Source organism: Rhodococcus sp. NBC_00294, from assembly GCF_036163995.1.
Taxonomy (GTDB): domain Bacteria; phylum Actinomycetota; class Actinomycetes; order Mycobacteriales; family Mycobacteriaceae; genus Rhodococcoides.
Genome location: NZ_CP108043.1, coordinates 3,181,753 through 3,200,659 on the forward strand (window position 1 = coordinate 3,181,753; position 18,907 = coordinate 3,200,659).

13 protein-coding genes are annotated in these 18,907 nt (G+C 69.0%); 5 read left to right on the top strand and 8 right to left on the bottom strand.

Annotation, left to right across the window (positions count from 1 at the left end):
- The first annotated feature begins 38 nt into the window (after positions 1–38).
- Positions 39–872, top strand: coding sequence for an endonuclease domain-containing protein (locus tag OHB23_RS14930; RefSeq protein ID WP_328809798.1), 834 nt, complete (start codon positions 39–41; stop codon positions 870–872).
- Between the two features lie 78 nt (positions 873–950).
- On the opposite strand, the gene OHB23_RS14935 is transcribed toward OHB23_RS14930, so the two are convergent.
- The 8 genes from OHB23_RS14935 to OHB23_RS14970 form a co-directional block, all read right to left on the bottom strand.
- Entirely contained in the window at positions 951–5,093 is a 4,143-nt protein-coding gene (locus OHB23_RS14935) for a TIGR02680 family protein (protein WP_328809799.1), read from the bottom strand.
- Positions 5,090–6,421: a DUF2398 family protein gene (locus OHB23_RS14940; RefSeq protein ID WP_307092987.1), complete on the bottom strand. Its 1,332-nt coding sequence runs from the start codon at positions 6,419–6,421 to the stop codon at positions 5,090–5,092. Before OHB23_RS14940 ends, OHB23_RS14935 begins: the two co-directional genes overlap by 4 nt.
- Positions 6,418–7,908, bottom strand: coding sequence for a TIGR02677 family protein (locus tag OHB23_RS14945; protein ID WP_328809801.1), 1,491 nt, complete (start codon positions 7,906–7,908; stop codon positions 6,418–6,420). The genes OHB23_RS14940 and OHB23_RS14945 overlap by 4 nt, the downstream gene beginning before the upstream one ends.
- Before the next feature lie 17 nt (positions 7,909–7,925).
- Complete coding sequence (locus OHB23_RS14950) at positions 7,926–8,243, bottom strand: Rieske (2Fe-2S) protein (RefSeq protein ID WP_056444601.1); 318 nt, start codon at positions 8,241–8,243, stop codon at positions 7,926–7,928.
- Complete coding sequence (nirB, locus tag OHB23_RS14955) at positions 8,240–10,726, bottom strand: nitrite reductase large subunit NirB (RefSeq protein WP_222648981.1); 2,487 nt, start codon at positions 10,724–10,726, stop codon at positions 8,240–8,242. The genes OHB23_RS14950 and nirB overlap by 4 nt, the downstream gene beginning before the upstream one ends.
- Positions 10,726–11,073 (bottom strand): hypothetical protein, encoded by a 348-nt coding sequence (locus OHB23_RS14960; RefSeq protein WP_042572487.1) that lies wholly within the window; start codon positions 11,071–11,073, stop codon positions 10,726–10,728. The genes nirB and OHB23_RS14960 overlap by 1 nt, the downstream gene beginning before the upstream one ends.
- 90 nt (positions 11,074–11,163) lie before the next feature.
- Positions 11,164–12,297 (bottom strand): MFS transporter, encoded by a 1,134-nt coding sequence (locus OHB23_RS14965; RefSeq protein WP_328809803.1) that lies wholly within the window; start codon positions 12,295–12,297, stop codon positions 11,164–11,166.
- Between the two features lie 16 nt (positions 12,298–12,313).
- Complete coding sequence (locus OHB23_RS14970) at positions 12,314–13,180, bottom strand: PAC2 family protein (protein WP_197027772.1); 867 nt, start codon at positions 13,178–13,180, stop codon at positions 12,314–12,316.
- Positions 13,181–13,369: 189 nt separating this feature from the next.
- Here OHB23_RS14970 and metH point away from each other — a divergent pair, with 189 nt between their 5' ends.
- From metH to hisG, 4 genes are read left to right on the top strand one after another with little or no spacing between them, the layout of a single operon-like run.
- Entirely contained in the window at positions 13,370–16,939 is a 3,570-nt protein-coding gene (gene metH, locus OHB23_RS14975; RefSeq protein ID WP_027505346.1) for a methionine synthase, read from the top strand.
- Positions 16,940–16,992: 53 nt separating this feature from the next.
- Positions 16,993–17,661: an HAD family hydrolase gene (locus OHB23_RS14980; RefSeq protein WP_328809804.1), complete on the top strand. Its 669-nt coding sequence runs from the start codon at positions 16,993–16,995 to the stop codon at positions 17,659–17,661.
- 39 nt (positions 17,662–17,700) lie between these two features.
- Entirely contained in the window at positions 17,701–17,964 is a 264-nt protein-coding gene (locus OHB23_RS14985) for a phosphoribosyl-ATP diphosphatase (protein WP_027505348.1), read from the top strand.
- Positions 17,965–18,019: 55 nt separating this feature from the next.
- Positions 18,020–18,871: an ATP phosphoribosyltransferase gene (gene hisG, locus OHB23_RS14990; RefSeq protein WP_328809805.1), complete on the top strand. Its 852-nt coding sequence runs from the start codon at positions 18,020–18,022 to the stop codon at positions 18,869–18,871.
- Positions 18,872–18,907: the final 36 nt, after the last annotated feature.

An 18,907-nucleotide genomic window follows, 5' to 3' on the forward strand; every position in this document is an offset into this window, starting at 1 on the left:
GCGCTGACGATCGCACACACTCGTCGACGATCTCGGACATGACCACGTATGGCCTGGCGACACGTCGGCAACTGTTGGCGGCAGGGGTCTCCAGCAGTTCCCTCTCTCGCGACTATCACCGCGTGTTACCGCAGATCTACTCTCGCACCGAACCGAGCTGGACCGGACGGTGCGCCGCCGTCCTGCTGTGGAGATCGGACGCCGTCCTCAGTCATCGGACGGCGGCCCGCTTGTACGGGTGGCTCGCCGAACCGGCCATCATCGAGGCCACGGTTCCCCGGGCGAGAAAGGGCCGTACTCCGTCGTGGCTCGTCCTTCATCGACGTGACCTGGCCAGTGATGCCGTCACTCGGGTCGACGACCTGTCCGTCGTCACGGAGGCGCAGGCACTGCTCGACTGCGTCGCGATCATGGAACCTCGCGCCGCGGGTCGACTCGTCGATCATCGGCTGGCCGTGGGCATGACACGGGATTCCGTGCAGCGACTCGTCGCGTCGGCACCGGGGCGCTCGGGGAACGCTCGCCTGACCGAGCAACTCAGATCTGCCTCGACGAGGTTCGCATCCGAGCCCGAGCGGGTTCTGGACCGTGCCCTCATCGCCATCGGGCTGCGCCTGAAGGTCAACGCGCGGGTCGGGGCGTTCATCGTCGACTTCTACGACGAGGCGTCGCGAGTGATCATCGAGGTGGACGGCCGGGAGTTCCACATCGACGGGGATGTCTTCCGACGAGATCGCGTGCGCCAGAACATTTTGGTCCTGGCAGAATTCCGTGTGCTCCGCTACGCGGCATTCGATGTGCTGCGTGATCCGGACAGCATCGCTCGACAGATCGCCCACGAGGTCAGAAGGCGACGGCACGCTCGTCGCTGAGGGAGTGCTGTACCAGTGTCAGCCCGAGAGAGCGGATTCCCGCCGCGAACACCCGGTAGTGGAACACCACACCCACCATCACACCTCGGCGAAGTCCAGCCCACCCTCCGCGGGGAGGTCGACGCGGCGGCTCAACGGCGAGCCCAGTGCCGCGGCGAGGTCGGACCCGTCGTGCTCCGCGAGCAACTCCCCGTTCTCCCACACGAGAAGCGCTGCGCTGACGGTGTTCTCGACCGTCGAGTGCGCGAGGTCGTAGTGGGCGCACCCGGGCACGTCGCGGTAGGTGATCCAGAGGTCGTAGCCCGTCATGAAGAGGTCCAGGTCGAACTGCACACTGAGACCGAGGAGTTCGCTGCGACCGTTGTCGTCGACACCCGCGAACGCCTCGTCCAGTGCGAGCAACCGCGGTGAGTGCGGGTCCGCGGACGACAGCATCACGTGCGCCGCCGCGAAGAGCGGGAGGTGCAGCGACACCGACTGCTCGCCGCCCGAGAGCGCACTGTGGCGTGCGACGGTGAGCCTGTCCTCGGAGCCGTCACCGGAGATGAGCGTGAACGCGAAGACGCGCCACTGCCGGTAGTCCAGTGCGGCACTGAGGATCTCGGGGTACGAGCGCTCGGGATGCTGCGCCCGCGCCGTCCGAATCTGTGCCGCGAAGTGCACACGCATCTCGGCCAGTTCCTCGGGTCCGAGCGCGGAGGCGTCCCGCTCGAGCAGCTTCGACACGGCGCGGGTGCTGTCGTCGAGGTTGTCCGCGAGCACCCAGTGCACGCCGATGGTGTTGCCCGACGACATGCGGCGCTGCTTCATCTCCGATCCCATACGGGCGATCAGTTCGCGGGCGTCGACCGTGCGCTCGTGGATCTGCTGCGCCAGGCCGGTGAGCAGAGCGTCCTCGAGGATGCGGCGCTCGGCATCGGTGAGCAGCGTCTCCTGGTCGCGTCGTGCCGCGTCGATGCGATCCGCGAAGTCGGCGATGGTGGAGTGGCCCTGCTCGTCCTGCACCCGCACCACCGTGACCCCGTCGGCCGCGTCCCAACTGAGCCGGAAATCCTGACCCGACGCGGCCAGCTGAGCGTCGAACTCCTGCAACGCCGCCGTCAGCGCGCTGCGTGTGGAGCGTCGGCTCGCATCGCTGACCTTGACCTGCGCCGTCGCCTCGGTGAGCTCGGTGTGCAGTCGGTGCACTTCCGGGGGCAGTACGTCCGGGGCCTCGTCGGGCCCGGCAGCCGTGTCGGTTCGGTAGAGCAGTTGCTCGACCGTCGACCAGGCCGCGTCGCTCGCCGGCCAGGAGCAGTCGCGCGCCGCACCGAGCACCGCCAGCAGATCGCGGTGCGCGTAGGGAGCCAGTCGCGCGGCGTCGCTGAGCGCTTCGGTCAACGCGGTCGTCAGTCCGGCGACGGCCGTCTCGTGCGCGCCCTCCGCCTTGCCGATGGCCTCGCCCGATTCACGGTCCGCCTTCGTGGCGGCGCGCTGCTCGGTCTTGCACGCCTCGATGCGCATCCTGATCGCGTCGAGCTCGGCGTCGATCTTCTCGGCGCTCGCACCGAGCGAGTCCCGCAGAATCTCCAACTTGGCGTGCTGTTGCTCGTAGTCGGATTCGGCGATGGCCGCTTCCTCCGCGTACTCCTCGGCCAGAATCATGGCCTCGTCGAGGCGCCCGGCAGCTTCCCGGTCGCGCTCGGCGGACCGGTCCGCGTCGCCGCGGTGGCGCAGGATGGCAGAACCGGTGTTCTCGAAGTGGCGGATCGCCGCCGCGAGCGCGTCGAGGTCTCGCGGCGTGAACGGAGCCCGCCGCGCGACGGCGTCCGTCCGCAGACGTCGTTCGGCGGCAGACAGTTCGGCGATCGCGTGGTCCAGTTCTCGGTCGGCGGACGCGACCGACTCGGTCGTCGATCGGAGAGCGCCGGCGGCCGACGTGACCGCCCGGAGCGCCGCGGTGACCTCCGACGTACGAGGAACCGTCGAGACGGCGGCGCGGATCGAGTCGAGACGTTCTCGACACTGCTCGGCGACTCGATCGGCCTCGTCGCGCCGCGCGGTGGCCACCTCGAGGGCCTCGTCGATCTCCGCGATGCGGGACGTGCGCCGTGCAGCTCGTGCCGTCGCGCCGATGTACTCGGCGGCGTCCTTGTGGTGCGCGCCGCGCACGAGACCGTGCGCGAAGCTCCCGTCCCGTCCGACCCCCGCAGAACTGCCCACGTCGTCCAGAGCGATCGAGTCGAGGATCGCCCGCACGGTGCTGTGCTGCACGGGGATGTCGTCCTCGACGACGAGGACGTCGGCCAGCGATCGCCCGCTCACCGGTGTGGTGGCGGTCAGGTACTGATCCGAGACGAGCCCCGTCGGAGCCGTGTCGGCGACCCACGCGTCCAGCAGGGTGGCCGCGTCGAGCGCGGCCTCGAGGGCCGCGGCATCGTCGGCGGTGACGTCGTCGGCGAAGCGGACGAGTGTCCAGAACGGTGCGCCGTCGAGACCCGCACGGTCGCCGGTACGGGTGCGCAGCGCCGGGGGAGCGTCGTCGTGCTCGGCGGCGACCGACGCGCGCTCGGCCGTCGCCTCGGTGATGGTGCGCGCCGCGTCGTCCCGGTCCTGCAGTGCAGCACTCCTTCGGTCCCGCACCGTGTCGAGCAGCTCGCGAACTCCGTCGCCGAGTACCTCACCGAGCGTGGGTGCGTCGTCCTCACCGATGCGTGCGAGCGCGGTGTGCAACGACTCGAAGATCTCGCCGTCGTCCAGCACCGAGGCGTGCGTGGCCCACCACGCGCGCAGCGATTCCGCTGTCGCGGCACGGGACGACTCGACGGCGGCCTCGGCCTCGCGGACGGAGGCCACCGCGGCGTCGTGCAGTGTGTGGGCGCGGTCGGCGGCCCGTTCGGTACGGGCACGCTCGGTGGTGGCACGGTCGACGACGGACAGCGCGGCACGCACGGCCCGGACGTCCCCGTCCCGCTCCTCGGCATGACCGCGTACCGCTGCCGTGATCTGGTCGGTACGGGCGTCGCGGGGGAGTGGCGTCCAGGCGATGCCGGCGTCCTCGGCGGCCGCGAGGAGCTCGTCCTCGGCGCGGACGATCGACGCGGTCGACTCCCGCAGCGCCACTGCGGCCTCGTCTGCCTCTCGTCGCCGGACGTCGACGGCCTCCGTCGCCTTGCGAGCCTTGTCGCGCTGCTGCACGGTGGACACCTCGAGCTTGCGGACCGCATCCGCGAGATCGTCGAGCTGCTGCTTGCCCTCGTAGGCGGTGGACCGTTGCAAGGTCTGCTGGTCGGCGACGGCGAGATCGAGTGCGCGCTCGGCTGCCTCGTACCGCTTCTCCGCCTCGACGCGCTCGACCCGTCGTCGTTCACGCAAGCCCTTGGCGGCGAAGAGGGCGACGGTGGCGTGGTCGACGGCCTCGAGACGTCGACCGACCTGATCGACGTCGGTGCGCGCCTGGACGGCAAGGTACTTCGAGTAGACCTCGACGAACCTCTTCGACGCGTGGTCGGCCTGCACCAGTCCCTCGAGGGCGCGGCCCACCTCCTCCATGTCGCTGAAGGAGCGCGCCGCCTCGAGGACGAGGTGCTCGTCGAGGGGGCGTAGTCCGTCGGACAGCGCACGGGACAAGCCCTTCGGGTCGAGGTTCTTCGCCAACTGCGGGCGTCGCAGCGTGAGAATCAGGGTGATGAGCTGGTCGTACCGCTCGGCGCCGAGACCGAACAGTCGCGCGTCGATGGCGGCGCGGTAGTCCACCGGCCGATCGACGATGGCGTCGGTCCCGATCTGCTCGGCCAGTTGCTTCTTCGTCAGCGGCCTGTCGTCGGTGCCCAGCAGCGAGAAGTCGACGCCCACGCGGCCGTCGGCGACGAAGTACCAGCGCGTCACCTTGTCCGCCGACCGTGTCGCACGCATGCCGATGCCGACGGTCACCGCTTCGGGCTCGTCCCGATCGCCACGTGCGAACTCCATCCACACGTACGAGTGCGCCGAATCCTGACCGCGGTAGAGCAGATTGGACTTCATGGTGCGTTCCTCACCCGCGAACGGGTTGAGGCGACGCGGCTCGATCCGGCCGTCGAACACGAACGGGAACAGCACCTCGAGTGCCTTGGTCTTGCCGGATCCGTTGGGGCCACGCAACACCAGCCGACCGTCGGCGAACGAGAACTCCTGATCGCGGTAGTCCCAGAGGTTGATGATGCCGGCGCGCGTGGGCCGGAATCGGGTGCTGCGCGTCACGGGGTGTGCTCCTCGAGGGTGCTCGTGTGATCGGTGGGAAAGAGGCCGGCGGACGCCTGTTCTCGGACGGTGACGACCACTCCCCGATAGCGCGCCAGGGCCGGCAACGCGACGATGCCCCCGCGTACCGGTGCCACCAGAGTGAGGTTCGTCAGGAGTGCGACAGCGGCCGCGCGAACCCCGGCACGGTCCGCCTGCCACTGAGCGGCGAAGGTGCGGCCGTAGGCGTCGACGAGGGCGCCGACGGTCTCGTCGAGCCAGGAGTCCGCGACGAACGGGTGCCGGATCGTCTCGTCCGACGCCTCCACCGTGTCCGGGGCGACAGAGTCGTCGACCAGGTCGTCCACGACGCCGCCGTCCGGGATCGCGCTGTCGAGGGCCGCGAGCAGCGCGTCGGTAGGGTCGATGTCCGCCTCGAGCATGGTCCGATCGTCGGCATCGGGATCGAGTACCCGCTCCGCGATCTCACCGGCGAGGAGAAGGGCGACCTGCGCGACCGTGCCGGTTGACGGAAACCTGATGTCCGACAGGCGTCCCGACGTGTCGATGAGCGCGATGCCCTCCGCCCGGCGTTCGACGGACAGTCCGGTCAGCAGCCGGACATCCTCGACGGACCGGTCGTCCGGCACCGAGTCGGGGCCGTGGACCACGGGCTGCTCGACGAGCGCACGGCGGGCACGGCGAGCGCGATCGGCCGGGTCGTCCGTGGTGCTGTGCAGCAGGTGTGCCGTGCTGCGCAGATGCTGGAGCGCGCGCGGTGGACGAAACAGGGCCACGACGACGGAGCGGTCGATGTCGTACAAGGCCTCTCCCGCGTCGGGGTTGTGCGCCCACCCGCCGGCATCGCCGTCGGCCAGGGTGATCGCACCGCGAACGGACAACCAGCCGACGGCGTCGACGAAGGCGTCCCGGTCGGTCGCGCGTTCGGTGTCGAGGTCGACCCCGACCACCCGTCCGGCATCGGAGGCGACCTGAACCGCCAACTCGGACAACGTGATCTGGTCACCCGCGCGACCGAGTGCCGCCAGGGTGAGCGCCAGGAATGCGTAGCGGCGACGGTCGAAGACGCGGTCGGAGGTCGTGCGGGCCGGTCGACTCGCGTCCAACCGGTCGAGTACGGGGTAGAGCCGGGCCGTGGTCTCCGTGACCTCGAGTCGGTATCCGAAGAGATCGAGCATGTCCTCGCGCAGTTCCGTGGCCCATCGGCGAACCAGGGGCAGGGCGATGCGGTCCGGGTAGGTGCGGGTGATCAGGTGGTGGGACAACACGACTCGGGCGGCGCGCTGGTACGAGTCGAGTGCCAGGCTCGGAATGGTGCGTGCTCTCATCGCCGCGCGCCGATGGTGAGTGACAGCCGTTCGAGGTGCAGTAGACCGCGTTCGGTGCGCACCACGGTGGACTGCTCGTGCGGTGCCAGTGTCAGGGTGACGCCACCCTCGGAGCCGGTCGAGCTGCCCACGCGGCCGCTGACCGGGACGCGTGCGGTGAGGGCGGCGTTGAGCAGCCCGAGCAGCACGTCGGTCTCCTCGTTGGTCAGATCCCGTTCGTACACCCCGTGTTCGGCGAGTGATCGCGCGGCCTGAGAGCGGCGACGCTGCACGCTCAGCTGTTCCTCGCGCAGACGCCGGACACCGGCGTCGTTGCGGTGGACCCTGGCAGGAGCACCGGCGGCGGGGGGCCGACCGGTCTCGGCGAGCGTGCGCGAGATCTCGACAGGCGGAGCGTCCCACCACGATCGCGTGGTGGGAATGATGTCGTCGTCGGGGTGGACCATCGACAGGTGACGAGGCCGGCCGAGGCCGAACACGGCACCGAACAGGGCGTGGGCGGACTCCTCGGAGGGAGCGGACGCGAACCACCCGGCGAGATGTCGCAGCTGGGACTCGCGACTGACTCCGCCCCTGCGGGTCTCGGTGACGCGGCGCAGCAGCGACAGCACGGCGGCGATGGCGCTCATGGTGCCCTCCCGCAGACGATCCGACTCGGTGAGCTCGCCGTCGGTGGAGGTGAACCAGTGCACGAGACCGGTCCACCGGCCCGCCCAGTCGGCGCGGCGCTCCTCGCGGCTGAGGAAGACGCGTTCGTCACTGGCTGCCACCCGGTCGAGCAGCGAGTCGAGTCCGGTGGCATCCACCCGCTCGATGGCGGCGGTGAGCTTGGGGCCGAAGCGGGCGAGGTCGAGGGAGAACTCCCGCATGTGGGAGAGCAATGCGTCCTTGTGTGCCAGGAACGACTCGGGTGTGACGTCTGTGGTGCGGACGAGGTCGCCCAGCGACAGGTAGAAGTGCGCGGCGCGGGTGGCCATGTCGTTGAGAGCGGTGTCGAGCCGATCGAGTTTGCGGTACACCAGGTCGGCGTCCCCGGCGAGGTTCGCCGCCGCGAGATCCTCCAGGTCGGCGAGCAGCTCGGGCAGCACCAGACGCGAGAGCGAGGCGTCCTCGGGGCGGGCGGCCAGGACGTCCTCGACGGCGCGGTATGCCTGGTAGCCGACCTGACCGAACTGGTAGACGTAGTGGCGATTGCGGTACTCGGCGAGCGTGGCCGCGCGGGTGCCGTCGTAGCTGCGTTCGAGGACGCCCCACGTGTGCAACTGTTCGAGCAGCGGGCCGATCTCGACGCCGGTCAGAGTGTCGCCGCCGTCGGTGCGGGCCAGGATCTCGGCCACCTCGCCGGCGTGCAGCAGAACGACGTAGCCGGTGCGTGCATGTTCGAAAGCGCGCAGAACCCGCAGGTAGTCGGCCCGTTTCTCGGCTGTCGCGAACGAGAAGAGCCGGAGCCTGTCGTCCACCACGAAGGAGTCGGCGGATTCGGTCACTGCAACAGGGTAGGCGGTCAGGACAGTCGGACAGCCACCTGCCCGTCGACGACGTCGGCACGGTGGGTCGCGACCGTTCCGATGCCGTCGGTGGTGCACCGGCCGGTGTCCAGGGAGAACTGGTACTGGTGCAGGGGACACACGACGACGGCCCCGTCGATCTGCCCGTCCGCCAGCGGCCCGCCGCGATGGGGGCACACCGCGTCCATGGCGCGGACCGTCCCGTCGGTCAGGAGGAAAACGGCGATCTGTCGTCCGTCGACCACGTAGGTCCGGCCCTCGCCGGGGGTGAGATCGTCGACGGTTCCCACCACGGTCGCCTGTGCCGTCGTCATCGAACCGGCACCTGAGGCAGCGGGAGAAGCGGGAGGGAGGGCGCGAACTGCGCCGGTGACCGCGGCGCCGCGCGTTCCTTCCACGGATCGGTGTAGCCGTCGATGGATATCTGGATGCGCTCGTCGAGTCCTGCACAGAGACCCTCGGCGTCGTCGACGAGCAGTCGCTGCAACGTCTCGAGGCCGACCCGCGGGACGAAGGCGTAGGTTCGCTCGAGCCACTTCGCCTCCTCTCGGTAGTACTGGATGAACCGGCCCGCGAGGGTCAGGACCTCCTCGGGGGAGTCGACCGTGGCGAGGACGTCGCCCTTGCGGATGTGTGCGCCGGCCGCGCCGCCGATGTAGATCTCCCAGCGGCCGTCGCCGACGGCCACCACACCGAAGTCCTTGCAGAGCGCCTCGGAGCAGTTGCGGGGGCATCCGGCCACGGCCAGCTTGAGCTTTGCGGGAGTTTCGAGACCTTGGAACCGTTCCTCGATCGCGATGCCGAGTGCGGTGGAGTCACCGAGTCCGAAACGGCAGAAATCGCTGCCGACACAGGTCTTCACGGTGCGCATGCTCTTGCCGTACGCGTACCCGGACGGCATGTCGAGATCGCCCCACACCTTCGGCAGGTCCTCCTTCTTGATGCCGAGAAGATCGATGCGCTGGCCACCGGTGACCTTGACCAGCGGGACGCCGTACTTGTCGGCCACATCGGCGATGCGCCGCAACTGGTCCGGGGTGGTCACGCCGCCCTTCATCTGCGGCACGACGGAGAAGGTGCCGTCGCGCTGGATGTTGGCGTGAACGCGGTCGTTGATGAACAGCGCGCCTCGCTCGTCGACCCAGTCGGGTCCCCAGACCACGCGCAGCAGCGAGGCCAGCGGCATCTTCGCGGTCGCGTCCTCGGCGTCGGCCAACGCATCGAAGACTGCGGAGACGGACCGGAGGTTCTGCGAGCGGACGGCCTCGATCAGCTCGGGCTTGGACATCGGGATACAGGGGACGTACCAGTCCGCCGCGGGATCGACCGCGAGCGCTCCACCGGCGGCGCAGGCGACGATGTCGGCGACCAGGCCCTTGCAGGATCCGCATCCCTTGCCCGCACGGGTCTTTCCCACGACCTCGGAGACGGTGGTGGCCCCGCCGTGCACGCAGGCGACGATGTCGCCCTTCGTGACCCCGTTGCAGTTGCACACCTGGACATCGTCGGACAGTTCGGCGGCGCCGGTCTCCGCGCTCGGCGTACCCATGTCGAAGAGCATGCTGATGCGCTCGTCGGGAAGCGGTACCTTCTCGTCGAACGCCTGAGTCAGGAAGCTCACCTTGCTGATGTCGCCCAGCAGCATCGCGCCGATCAGCTTGTTGTCGCGCACGACCACCGACTTGTAGGTGCCGCTGCGGGGTTCGTAGAACTGCACGAACTCGTCGGTGTCCCGCTCGGGACCCTTGACGCCCATGGCCGCAACGTCGACGCCCGCGACCTTCAGCTTCGTCGTCAGCCTCGAACCATGATATGCCGCAGCCGGATTCGCGCCGGTCAGCACGTCGGCCAGGACCGACGCCTGCTCCCACAGCGGGGCCACGAGGCCGTACACCTCACCGCGGTGCTGACAGCATTCCCCGACGGCGTGGATCGCTCCCTCGTCCTCGCACCGCATCTGATCGTCGACGACGATGCCGCGCTCGATCACCAGTCCGGCCCGCCGCGCGAGGTCGACGTTGGGGCGGATACCGGCCGTCACGACGATCATGTCCGCGGGCAGGGTGGAGCCGTCGTTGAACGCGACCCCGGTGACGGCACCGCTCTCGTCCCGCAGCACCGCCGTGGTGCGCTTGGACGTGTACACGCCGACGCCGAGGTCCTCGATCTTGTTGCGCAGCACGCGTCCACCACGTTCGTCGAGCTGCTGGTTCATCAGGTGACCGGGGGAGTGCACGACGTCCACGTCGATGCCCTGCGTGCGCAGACCGTAGGCGGCTTCGAGGCCCAGCAGTCCGCCACCGATGACGACGGCGCGGATGCCGTCGCGGGAGGACGCCATCTGCAGCATGCCGTTGGTGTCCTCGATCGTCCGGAAACCGAAGACGCCGCGCGCCAGTCTGCCGTCGGCCTCACGCAGTCCGTCCATGTTGGGAAAGAACGTCGTGCTCCCGGTCGCGATGATCACGGTGTCGTAGGGGACGACGCGTCCGCTCTCGCACGTCACGTTCTTGGCGAAGCGGTCCAACGCCACCGCCCGGTCTCCGACGTGGAGGGTGACGCCGTTCTCCCGGTACCAGGCCATCGGGTTGAGCATCAGATCGTCGTCGTCGATGGACGACTCGCCCGAGAGCACGTGCGAGAGCATGATGCGGTTGTAGTTGCCGTACGGCTCGTCGCCGATCATCGTGACGTCGAACTTCGCACGGTCGCGGCCGAGGATCTCCTCGACGGTGCGGGCCCCCGCCATTCCGTTGCCGACGACGAGCAGGCGATGCCGTTCTCCTGCAGCCGGCATCAGAAGATCATCATCCCGAAATCGACGACGACCTCGCCGCTGCAGCCGTCGGGCGCCGCGACGGTGAGCTCGAGAACCGAGTCGGGATCGACGTCCTCGACGACGCGCAGCGGAACGTTGACGCTCGCCTTCGCGCCCATCGGGAACACGCGCATCGACTCTCCGTCGCGCGTGAGCGTGACGACGACCAGTTCGTCGGAGGAGTTACCGCCGCGGAAGTAGAGCGGCTGTGCGGTCAGGCCCGACGGAACGGTGTACGCCGTGGCGGCGTCGAGAAGCTCGGACTTGCCCAGGCCGTGCCCGACGAAGGGAAAGACGCCTTGGATGAACTTCGGAGTGCTGGCCATGGGACGACTGTCCGTGCACGCGGTGACGGCACTGCTGCGCCCGTGTTACGGCGGCGTCATCATTCACTCTCGAGCGCGGCCGCCGCAGTGTCAGGTCTTCCGCCCGGTCATCACCAGCGGCGCGACCACTGCCAGCAGGACGGCGGGAATGACGAAGGCCGACGTCTGGTGCACCGCGTACAGCGGGGTCAGCGCGAGAGGAGCGAAGGCCGCCCCGGAGAACCGGAACGACTGGACGACCGACACGGCGCCGCCGCGGTTCGCCCCCGACGAGCCGAGGACAGCGGCGTTGACGCCGACGAGGATGAACTGGCTGGCGACACCCGCTGCCGCCCAGACGAGGCCGACGACCACCAGGCTGGGCATGGTGCCGGCGAGGGCGATGAGGACCGCGCCGACAGGAGCGGCACCCACGATCGCTCGGCGCGGCCCGATGCGGTCGATCAGTCCACCGACGCGTCGCGCCACCAGGATTCCGGCGACCCCGAACACGGTCAGCAGCAGTCCGCGCTGTGTGGAGGACAGACCGAACGTGTCCTCCGCGCGGAAGGCGACGAGGAAGTTGAGTCCCCCGAGGGCGCCCCAGCCGAGGAGCGCGACCACTGCCACGCGGAGGACCGGGACGGTGAGAGCGTCGCGCAACCGTTCGGGACGACCGCCGGGGGTGGACGGCGCGGTGGCCGCGGGGAGCCCGACCAGCCCGAGGATCGCGGCGACGACGGCCAGCACGACGAACGCGTACCGCCAGTCGAACTCGGCGGCGAGGCCACCGACCAGCGGCGCGCTGGTCTGACCCGCCGCCTGCAGGGCGCCGAAGGTACCCAGCACCCGTCCGAGGCGCTCGCGGGGAGTGACGGCCGCCAGTGACGCGAGGAGCAGCGGCGTCGTGAAGGAATTGCCGATGCCCTGCAGCGCGCGCGCACCCAGCAACAGGTCGAGCGTGGGCGCGACCGCACACAGGAGCGAGGAAACGACGTAGAGCAGGTAGGCGAGGCGCACGGTGCGCACCCGGCCCCATCGCGCGCCGAGGGTGCCCGACACGAGCATGGCCAGAGCGAACGGAAACAGGTACGCGCTGAGAGTCGATGCCGCCGACCCGGTGGACACCCCCAGATCCGCGCCCATCTCGGGCAGCATCGAGGACACCACTCCGCCGCCGAACGGGCCGAGGAAGCCACCGGCGTACAGAGCGCCGATGCGGAGCCGTGCGAGTCGCGCGCTCACCGGTGACGAGCGCGCGTCACAGCCCGAAGCTGCCCGGCCCGCGTCGGCGCAGGTAGCGCTCGAACTCGGCGGCCAGCGCATCGCCGTCCACCTTGGAGACGGCCTCCGACATGTCGACCTCGGCGTCGCCGCGCTCCTCGAGGGTGCGGACGTACTCGGCGATCTCGTCGTCGTCCTTGGTCATCTCGGTGACCGACTCCTCCCAGTCCTCCGCCTGGGACGGCAGCTCGCCGAGCGGCACCTCGATGTCGAGGACGTCCTCGACACGCTGGAGCAGGGCGACGGTGGCCTTGGGGTTCGGCGGCTGGGACACGTAGTGCGGGACCGCCGCCCACAGGGACACTGCCGGAATCCCCGCTTTGACGCATTCGTCCTGCAGCACTCCGGTGATGCCGGTCGGGCCCTCGTACCGGGTCTGCTCGAGGTTGAACTGCTCCGCCGACTCGGTGCTGTACGCGGTGCCGGTCACCGGAACGGGCCTGGTGTGCGGTGTGTCGGCGAGCAGCGCGCCGAGAATGACGACCGTCTCGACCCCGAGCTGGTCGATGAACTCGAGCAGGTCGTCGCAGAAGCTCCGCCAGCGCATGTTGGGCTCGATACCGCGCAGGAGAACCACGTCGCGATCGCTGCCGGGAGGCGAGCACACCGACAACCTCGTCGACGGCCACTCGATCTCGCGGGTCACACCGTCCACCTGTCGGACCGTCGGGCGGTTGACCTGGTAGTCGTAGTAGTCCTCGGAGTCGAGCTCGGCCAGGGGCGTCGCGTCCCAGATCAGTTCGAGATGCTCCACCGCGCCGCTCGCGGCGTCGCCCGCGTCGTTCCATCCCTCGAACGCCGCGACGAGAATCGGGCTGCGCAGGGTCGGCAGGATCTCGTCCAGCTCGGACTCGTCCGTCGCGGAGTCCTGATCGTCCGCTCCGACACCGGCCACCAGCTCGGCAGCGACGCCGGCGGCGAGGTCTGTCGGGGGGTCCTGGACCACGGGGAGATCGCCCTCGGGCGTTTCTGGCGCACTCACCCGCCCAGCCTACGACCAGAGCTGTCGGGACAGACCACTACGCTTGGGGGCATGCCTGTCGAATTCCGATCACGCCTGCTCGATGCGCTGTCCCAGCGTGTTGTCATCGGCGACGGTGCCATGGGAACGATGCTGCAGGCCGCAGACCTGACGCTGGACGATTTCCGCGGCCTCGAAGGCTGTAACGAGATCCTCAACGACACGCGTCCCGACGTGCTCCGCCAGATCCACCGGGAGTACTTCGAGGCGGGCGCGGACGCCGTCGAGACCAACACCTTCGGGTGCAACCTCCCCAACCTCGCCGACTACGACATCTCGGACCGCATCCGCGAGCTGTCGTACAAGGGAACGATCCTGGCCCGCGAGGTCGCCGACGAGATGGGTACCGGGCGAGACGGCATGGGCCGCTTCGTGCTCGGGTCCATGGGGCCGGGCACCAAACTGCCCACCCTCGGCCACGCCCCGTTCCGGGCGCTGCGCGACGCCTACGCCGAAGCTGCGCTGGGAATGATCGACGGTGGCGCCGACGCCGTCCTGATCGAGACGTGCCAGGACCTGCTCCAGGTGAAGGCCGCCATCCTCGGCAGTCAGGCCGCGATGGAGCAGCTGGGCATCCGCATCCCGATCATCACGCACGTGACGGTCGAGACCACCGGCACGATGTTGCTGGGCAGCGAGATCGGCGCGGCACTGACCGCGATCGAGCCGCTCGGGGTCGACCTGATCGGCCTCAACTGCGCCACGGGCCCCGCCGAGATGAGCGAGCACCTACGTCACCTCAGCAGGCATGCCACCGTGCCGGTCTCGGTCATGCCCAACGCCGGCCTGCCGCAGCTCGGCCCCAAGGGTGCCGAGTACCCGCTCGGTCCCGACGAGCTGGCCGAGGCGCTCAGCGGCTTCGTCACCGAGTTCGGCCTCTCCCTGGTGGGTGGCTGCTGTGGAACCACCCCGGAGCACATCCGCCAGGTCGCCGACGCGGTGCACGACGCGCGCCGCGGAGTGCGGGACCCGAAGCCCGAGAAGGGTGTCTCGTCTCTCTACGCAGCGGTGCCGTTCGAGCAGGACGCCAGCATCCTCATGATCGGCGAACGCACCAACTCCAACGGTTCGAAGGCGTTCCGTGACGCGATGCTGGCCGAGGACTACCAGAAGTGCCTCGACATCGCGAAGGACCAGACGCGCGACGGCGCGCACATGCTCGATCTCAACGTCGACTACGTCGGCCGCGACGGTGCTGCCGACATGTCGGCTCTGGCCTCGCGCCTGGCCACCTCCTCGACGCTGCCGATCATGCTCGACTCCACCGAGCCCGCAGTCCTGGAGGCCGGGCTCGAGCACCTCGGTGGGCGCAGCGCGGTCAACTCCGTCAACTACGAGGACGGCGACGGGCCCGACTCGCGCTTCCAGCGCATCATGACGCTGGTCAAGCGTCACGGAGCGGCGGTCGTCGCGCTGACGATCGACGAGGAGGGTCAGGCCCGGACGGCGGACTGGAAGATCCGCATCGCGGAGCGGCTCATCGCCGACATCCGCGACAACTGGGGTCTGCCGGAATCGGACATCATCCTCGACACCCTGACGTTCCCCATCTCGACGGGCCAGGAAGAGGTCCGGCGGGACGGCATCGAGACCATCGAGGCCATCCGTCGACTGCACGAGAGTCATCCCGAGGTGCACTTCACCCTGGGTATCTCGAACATCTCGTTCGGCCTCAATCCTGCTGCGAGGCAGGTGCTCAACTCGGTCTTCCTGCACGAGTGCACGGAGGCCGGGCTCGACACGGCCATCGTTCACGCGTCGAAGATCCTCCCCATGGCGCGTATCCCCGAGGAGCAGCGCCAGGTCGCGCTCGACCTCGTGTACGACCGTCGCCGCGAGGGCTACGACCCGTTGCAGGCGCTCATGGCGCTGTTCGAAGGCGTCTCCGCGGCGTCCGCACGCGAGTCGCGGGCGCAGGAACTGGCCGGCCTTCCCTTGTTCGATCGCCTCGAGCGCCGCATCGTCGACGGTGAGCGTGCCGGGCTGGGAGACGATCTCGACGAGGCGATGCAGGAGAAGCCGCCGCTCGCGATCATCAACGAGACGCTGCTGTCCGGCATGAAGACCGTCGGTGAGCTGTTCGGGTCCGGGCAGATGCAGCTTCCGTTCGTGCTGCAGTCCGCCGAGGTGATGAAAGCGGCTGTGGCACACCTCGAGCCGCACATGGAGGCGTCCGACGAGGACGGCAAGGGCCGCATCGTGCTCGCCACCGTCAAGGGCGACGTCCACGACATCGGCAAGAACCTCGTCGACATCATTCTGAGCAACAACGGCTACGAGGTGGTCAATCTCGGTATCAAGCAGCCCATCTCGGCGATTCTCGACGCCGCGGTGGACAAGCGTGCCGACGTCATCGGCATGTCCGGTCTGCTGGTGAAGTCCACGGTGGTCATGAAGGAGAACCTGCTCGAGCTCAACGCCAAGGGCGTCGCCGAGAAGTTCCCCGTCATGCTCGGTGGCGCAGCGCTCACCCGGTCCTATGTCGAGAACGATCTCGCCGAGGTCTACGAGGGTGAGGTGTCGTACGCGCGTGACGCGTTCGAGGGCCTGCGCCTGATGGACACGATCATGAACACCAAACGCGGTGTGGCGCCGGCTCCCGACAGCGAGGAGGCGCTCGCCGCTCAGCAGAAGACCGCGGAGCGCAAGGAGCGGCACGAGCGGTCCCGGCGCATCGCCGAGAAGCGCAAGGCCGCGGAGACACCGGTCGTCGTTCCCGAGCGCTCCGACGTCTCTGTCGAGAAGGAGCTTCCGGCGCCGCCGTTCTGGGGCAGCAGGATCGTCAAGGGCATCTCGCTGTCCGAGTACTCGGGGCTTCTCGACGAGCGTGCCCTGTTCCTCGGTCAGTGGGGTCTGCGCGGCGCACGCGCCGGTGAGGGCCCGTCCTACGAGGACCTGGTGGAGACCGAGGGTCGTCCGCGCCTGCGGTACTGGCTCGACCGCCTCAGCACCGACGGCATCCTCGCGCACGCGGCACTGGTGTACGGGTACTTCCCGGCAGTGTCCGAGGGTGACGACGTGGTGGTTCTCGAGTCCCCGGAACCCGATGCGGCGGAGCGCTTCCGGTTCACGTTCCCGCGCCAGGACCGCGGCAGGTTCCTCTGCATCGCGGACTTCGTGCGGTCGCGAGACCTCGCCCGTGAGACGGGGGTGGTCGACGTCCTGCCGATGAACCTGGTGACGATGGGTCAACCCATCGCCGACTTCGCCAACGAGCTCTTCAAGGCGGATGCGTACCGCGACTACCTCGAGGTGCACGGCATCGGCGTGCAGCTCACCGAGGCGCTCGCAGAGTACTGGCATCGCCGCGTCCGCGAGGAACTGGTGCTGCCCAGCGGCCGCTCCCTCGTGGATCAGGATCCGTCCGACGTGGAGGGGTACTTCAAGCTCGAGTACCGCGGTGCCCGGTACTCGTTCGGGTACGGCGCGTGCCCCGATCTGGAGGACCGCATCAAGCTCGTCGCGATGCTCGAACCCCAGCGCATAGGGGTGGATCTGTCCGACGAGTTGCAGTTGCACCCCGAGCAGTCGACGGATGCGTTCGTGCTGCACCACCCGGAGGCGAAGTACTTCAATGTCTAGCGGGCAGGCCGGAGGCCGGTCGGAGTTGAGCGGGCAGGCCGGAGGCCGGTCGGATGTCTGAGCTCCAGGCCGTCTTGTTCGACATGGACGGGACGCTGTTGGACTCGGAGCGCCTGTGGGACATCGCGGTGTACGAGCTGTCCGAGTCCCTCGGGCGCGAGCTCACTCCGGAGGTGCGGGAGTCGACTCTGGGCAACTCGATGATGGGTGCGCTGGCGAAGGTCTACGCGCACGTGGGACGGGAGGCGTCGCCGGAGAACCTGGCGGAGTCCGCTGCCTGGCTCAACGGCCGTGTTGTCGAGCTGTTCGCGGGTGGTCTGCCGTGGCGTCCGGGTGCGGAGGCGGCGCTGGATCTGGTGCAGTCGGCCGGTCTGGGCTGTGCCCTCGTCACCAACACCGAGCGCATGCTGACGGAGATCGCGCTCGAGACGCTGGGCCGTCACCGCTTCGGCGCGACCGTGTGCGGCGACGAGGTGACGCACGCGAAGCCCGCTCCCGATCCGTACCGCCGGGGCGCAGATCTGCTCGGTGTCGACACGGCGTCGTGCGTCGCCGTCGAGGATTCGCCCACGGGAACCGAGTCCGCCGTCTCGGCGGGATGCGCCGTCGTCGTGGTGCCCTCCGAGGTGCAGGTGCCCAGCGGACCGGGCCGTACGTTCCGCACCACCCTCGAGGGGCTCACCCTCGACGATCTCCGGTCTGCGCGCGCCGGGGGACACTGATAGCGGTCCGCGGGCCGCGTCGTGGAACAATCATCACCCGTGAAGAACTTCGAGTCCCTGTTCGCCGAGCTCACCGACCGCGCTGCCACCAGGCCCGAGGGCTCGGGCACCGTCGCCGCGTTGGACGCGGGTGTGCATCAGCAGGGCAAGAAGATTCTCGAGGAGGCCGGCGAGGTGTGGATCGCCGCGGAGCACGAGACGGACGAGGCGCTGGCCGAGGAGATCTCGCAGCTCCTGTACTGGATCCAGGTGTTAATGGTCGGGAAGAACCTCTCCCTCGAGGATGTCTACCGACATCTGTGAGCGGACCGACCCACTTCCACCGCCACCGATCTTCCCGCACCCCAGGAGTCCCACCATGCTTCGCGTCGCCGTCCCCAACAAAGGTTCCCTGTCCGAGCTCGCCGGAGAGATTCTGAGCGAGGCGGGCTACCGTCGCCGCGCCGATTCCCGCGATCTCACCGTGCTCGACAACGCCAACAACGTCGAGTTCTTCTTCCTCCGTCCCAAGGACATCGCCATCTACGTGGGCTCGGGTGAGCTCGATCTCGGCATCACCGGCCGGGATCTGTCGCTCGATTCGGGCGCACCCGTGACCGAGCGGCTCGCACTCGGATTCGGCAACAGCACCTTCCGCTACGCCGCGCCGGCCGGCAAGGAGTGGACCCCGAACGATCTGGCCGGGCTCCGCATCGCCACGTCGTACCCCAACCTGGTCCGCCGGGACCTCGCGGCGCGGGGCCTCGAGGCCACCGTGATCCGTCTGGACGGAGCCGTCGAGATCTCCATCCAGTTGGGTGTCGCCGATGCGATCGCAGACGTCGTGGGCTCGGGACGCACGCTGCGCCAACACAACCTGGTGGCGTTCGGTGAATCCCTGTGCGACTCGGAGGGCGTGCTCATCGAGCAAGCGGGCTCGCCCGTCGACGACAAGGCGCGCAACCAGCTCATCGCGCGTGTCCAGGGCGTCGTCTTCGCCCAGCAGTACCTGATGCTCGACTACGACTGCCCGCGCAGCATCCTCGACGACGCCGTCAAGATCACGCCCGGCCTCGAGTCGCCGACGCTGTCCCCGCTCGCGGACGACGCGTGGGTGGCCATTCGTGCCATGGTTCCGCGCAAGGGACACAACGCCGTGATGGACGAGCTCGCCGAGCTCGGCGCCAAGGCGATTCTCGCGTCCGACATCCGGTCGTGCCGCGCATTCTGACGCGTCCGCTCCGTTGTGATCGGTCCCAGTAGTTTC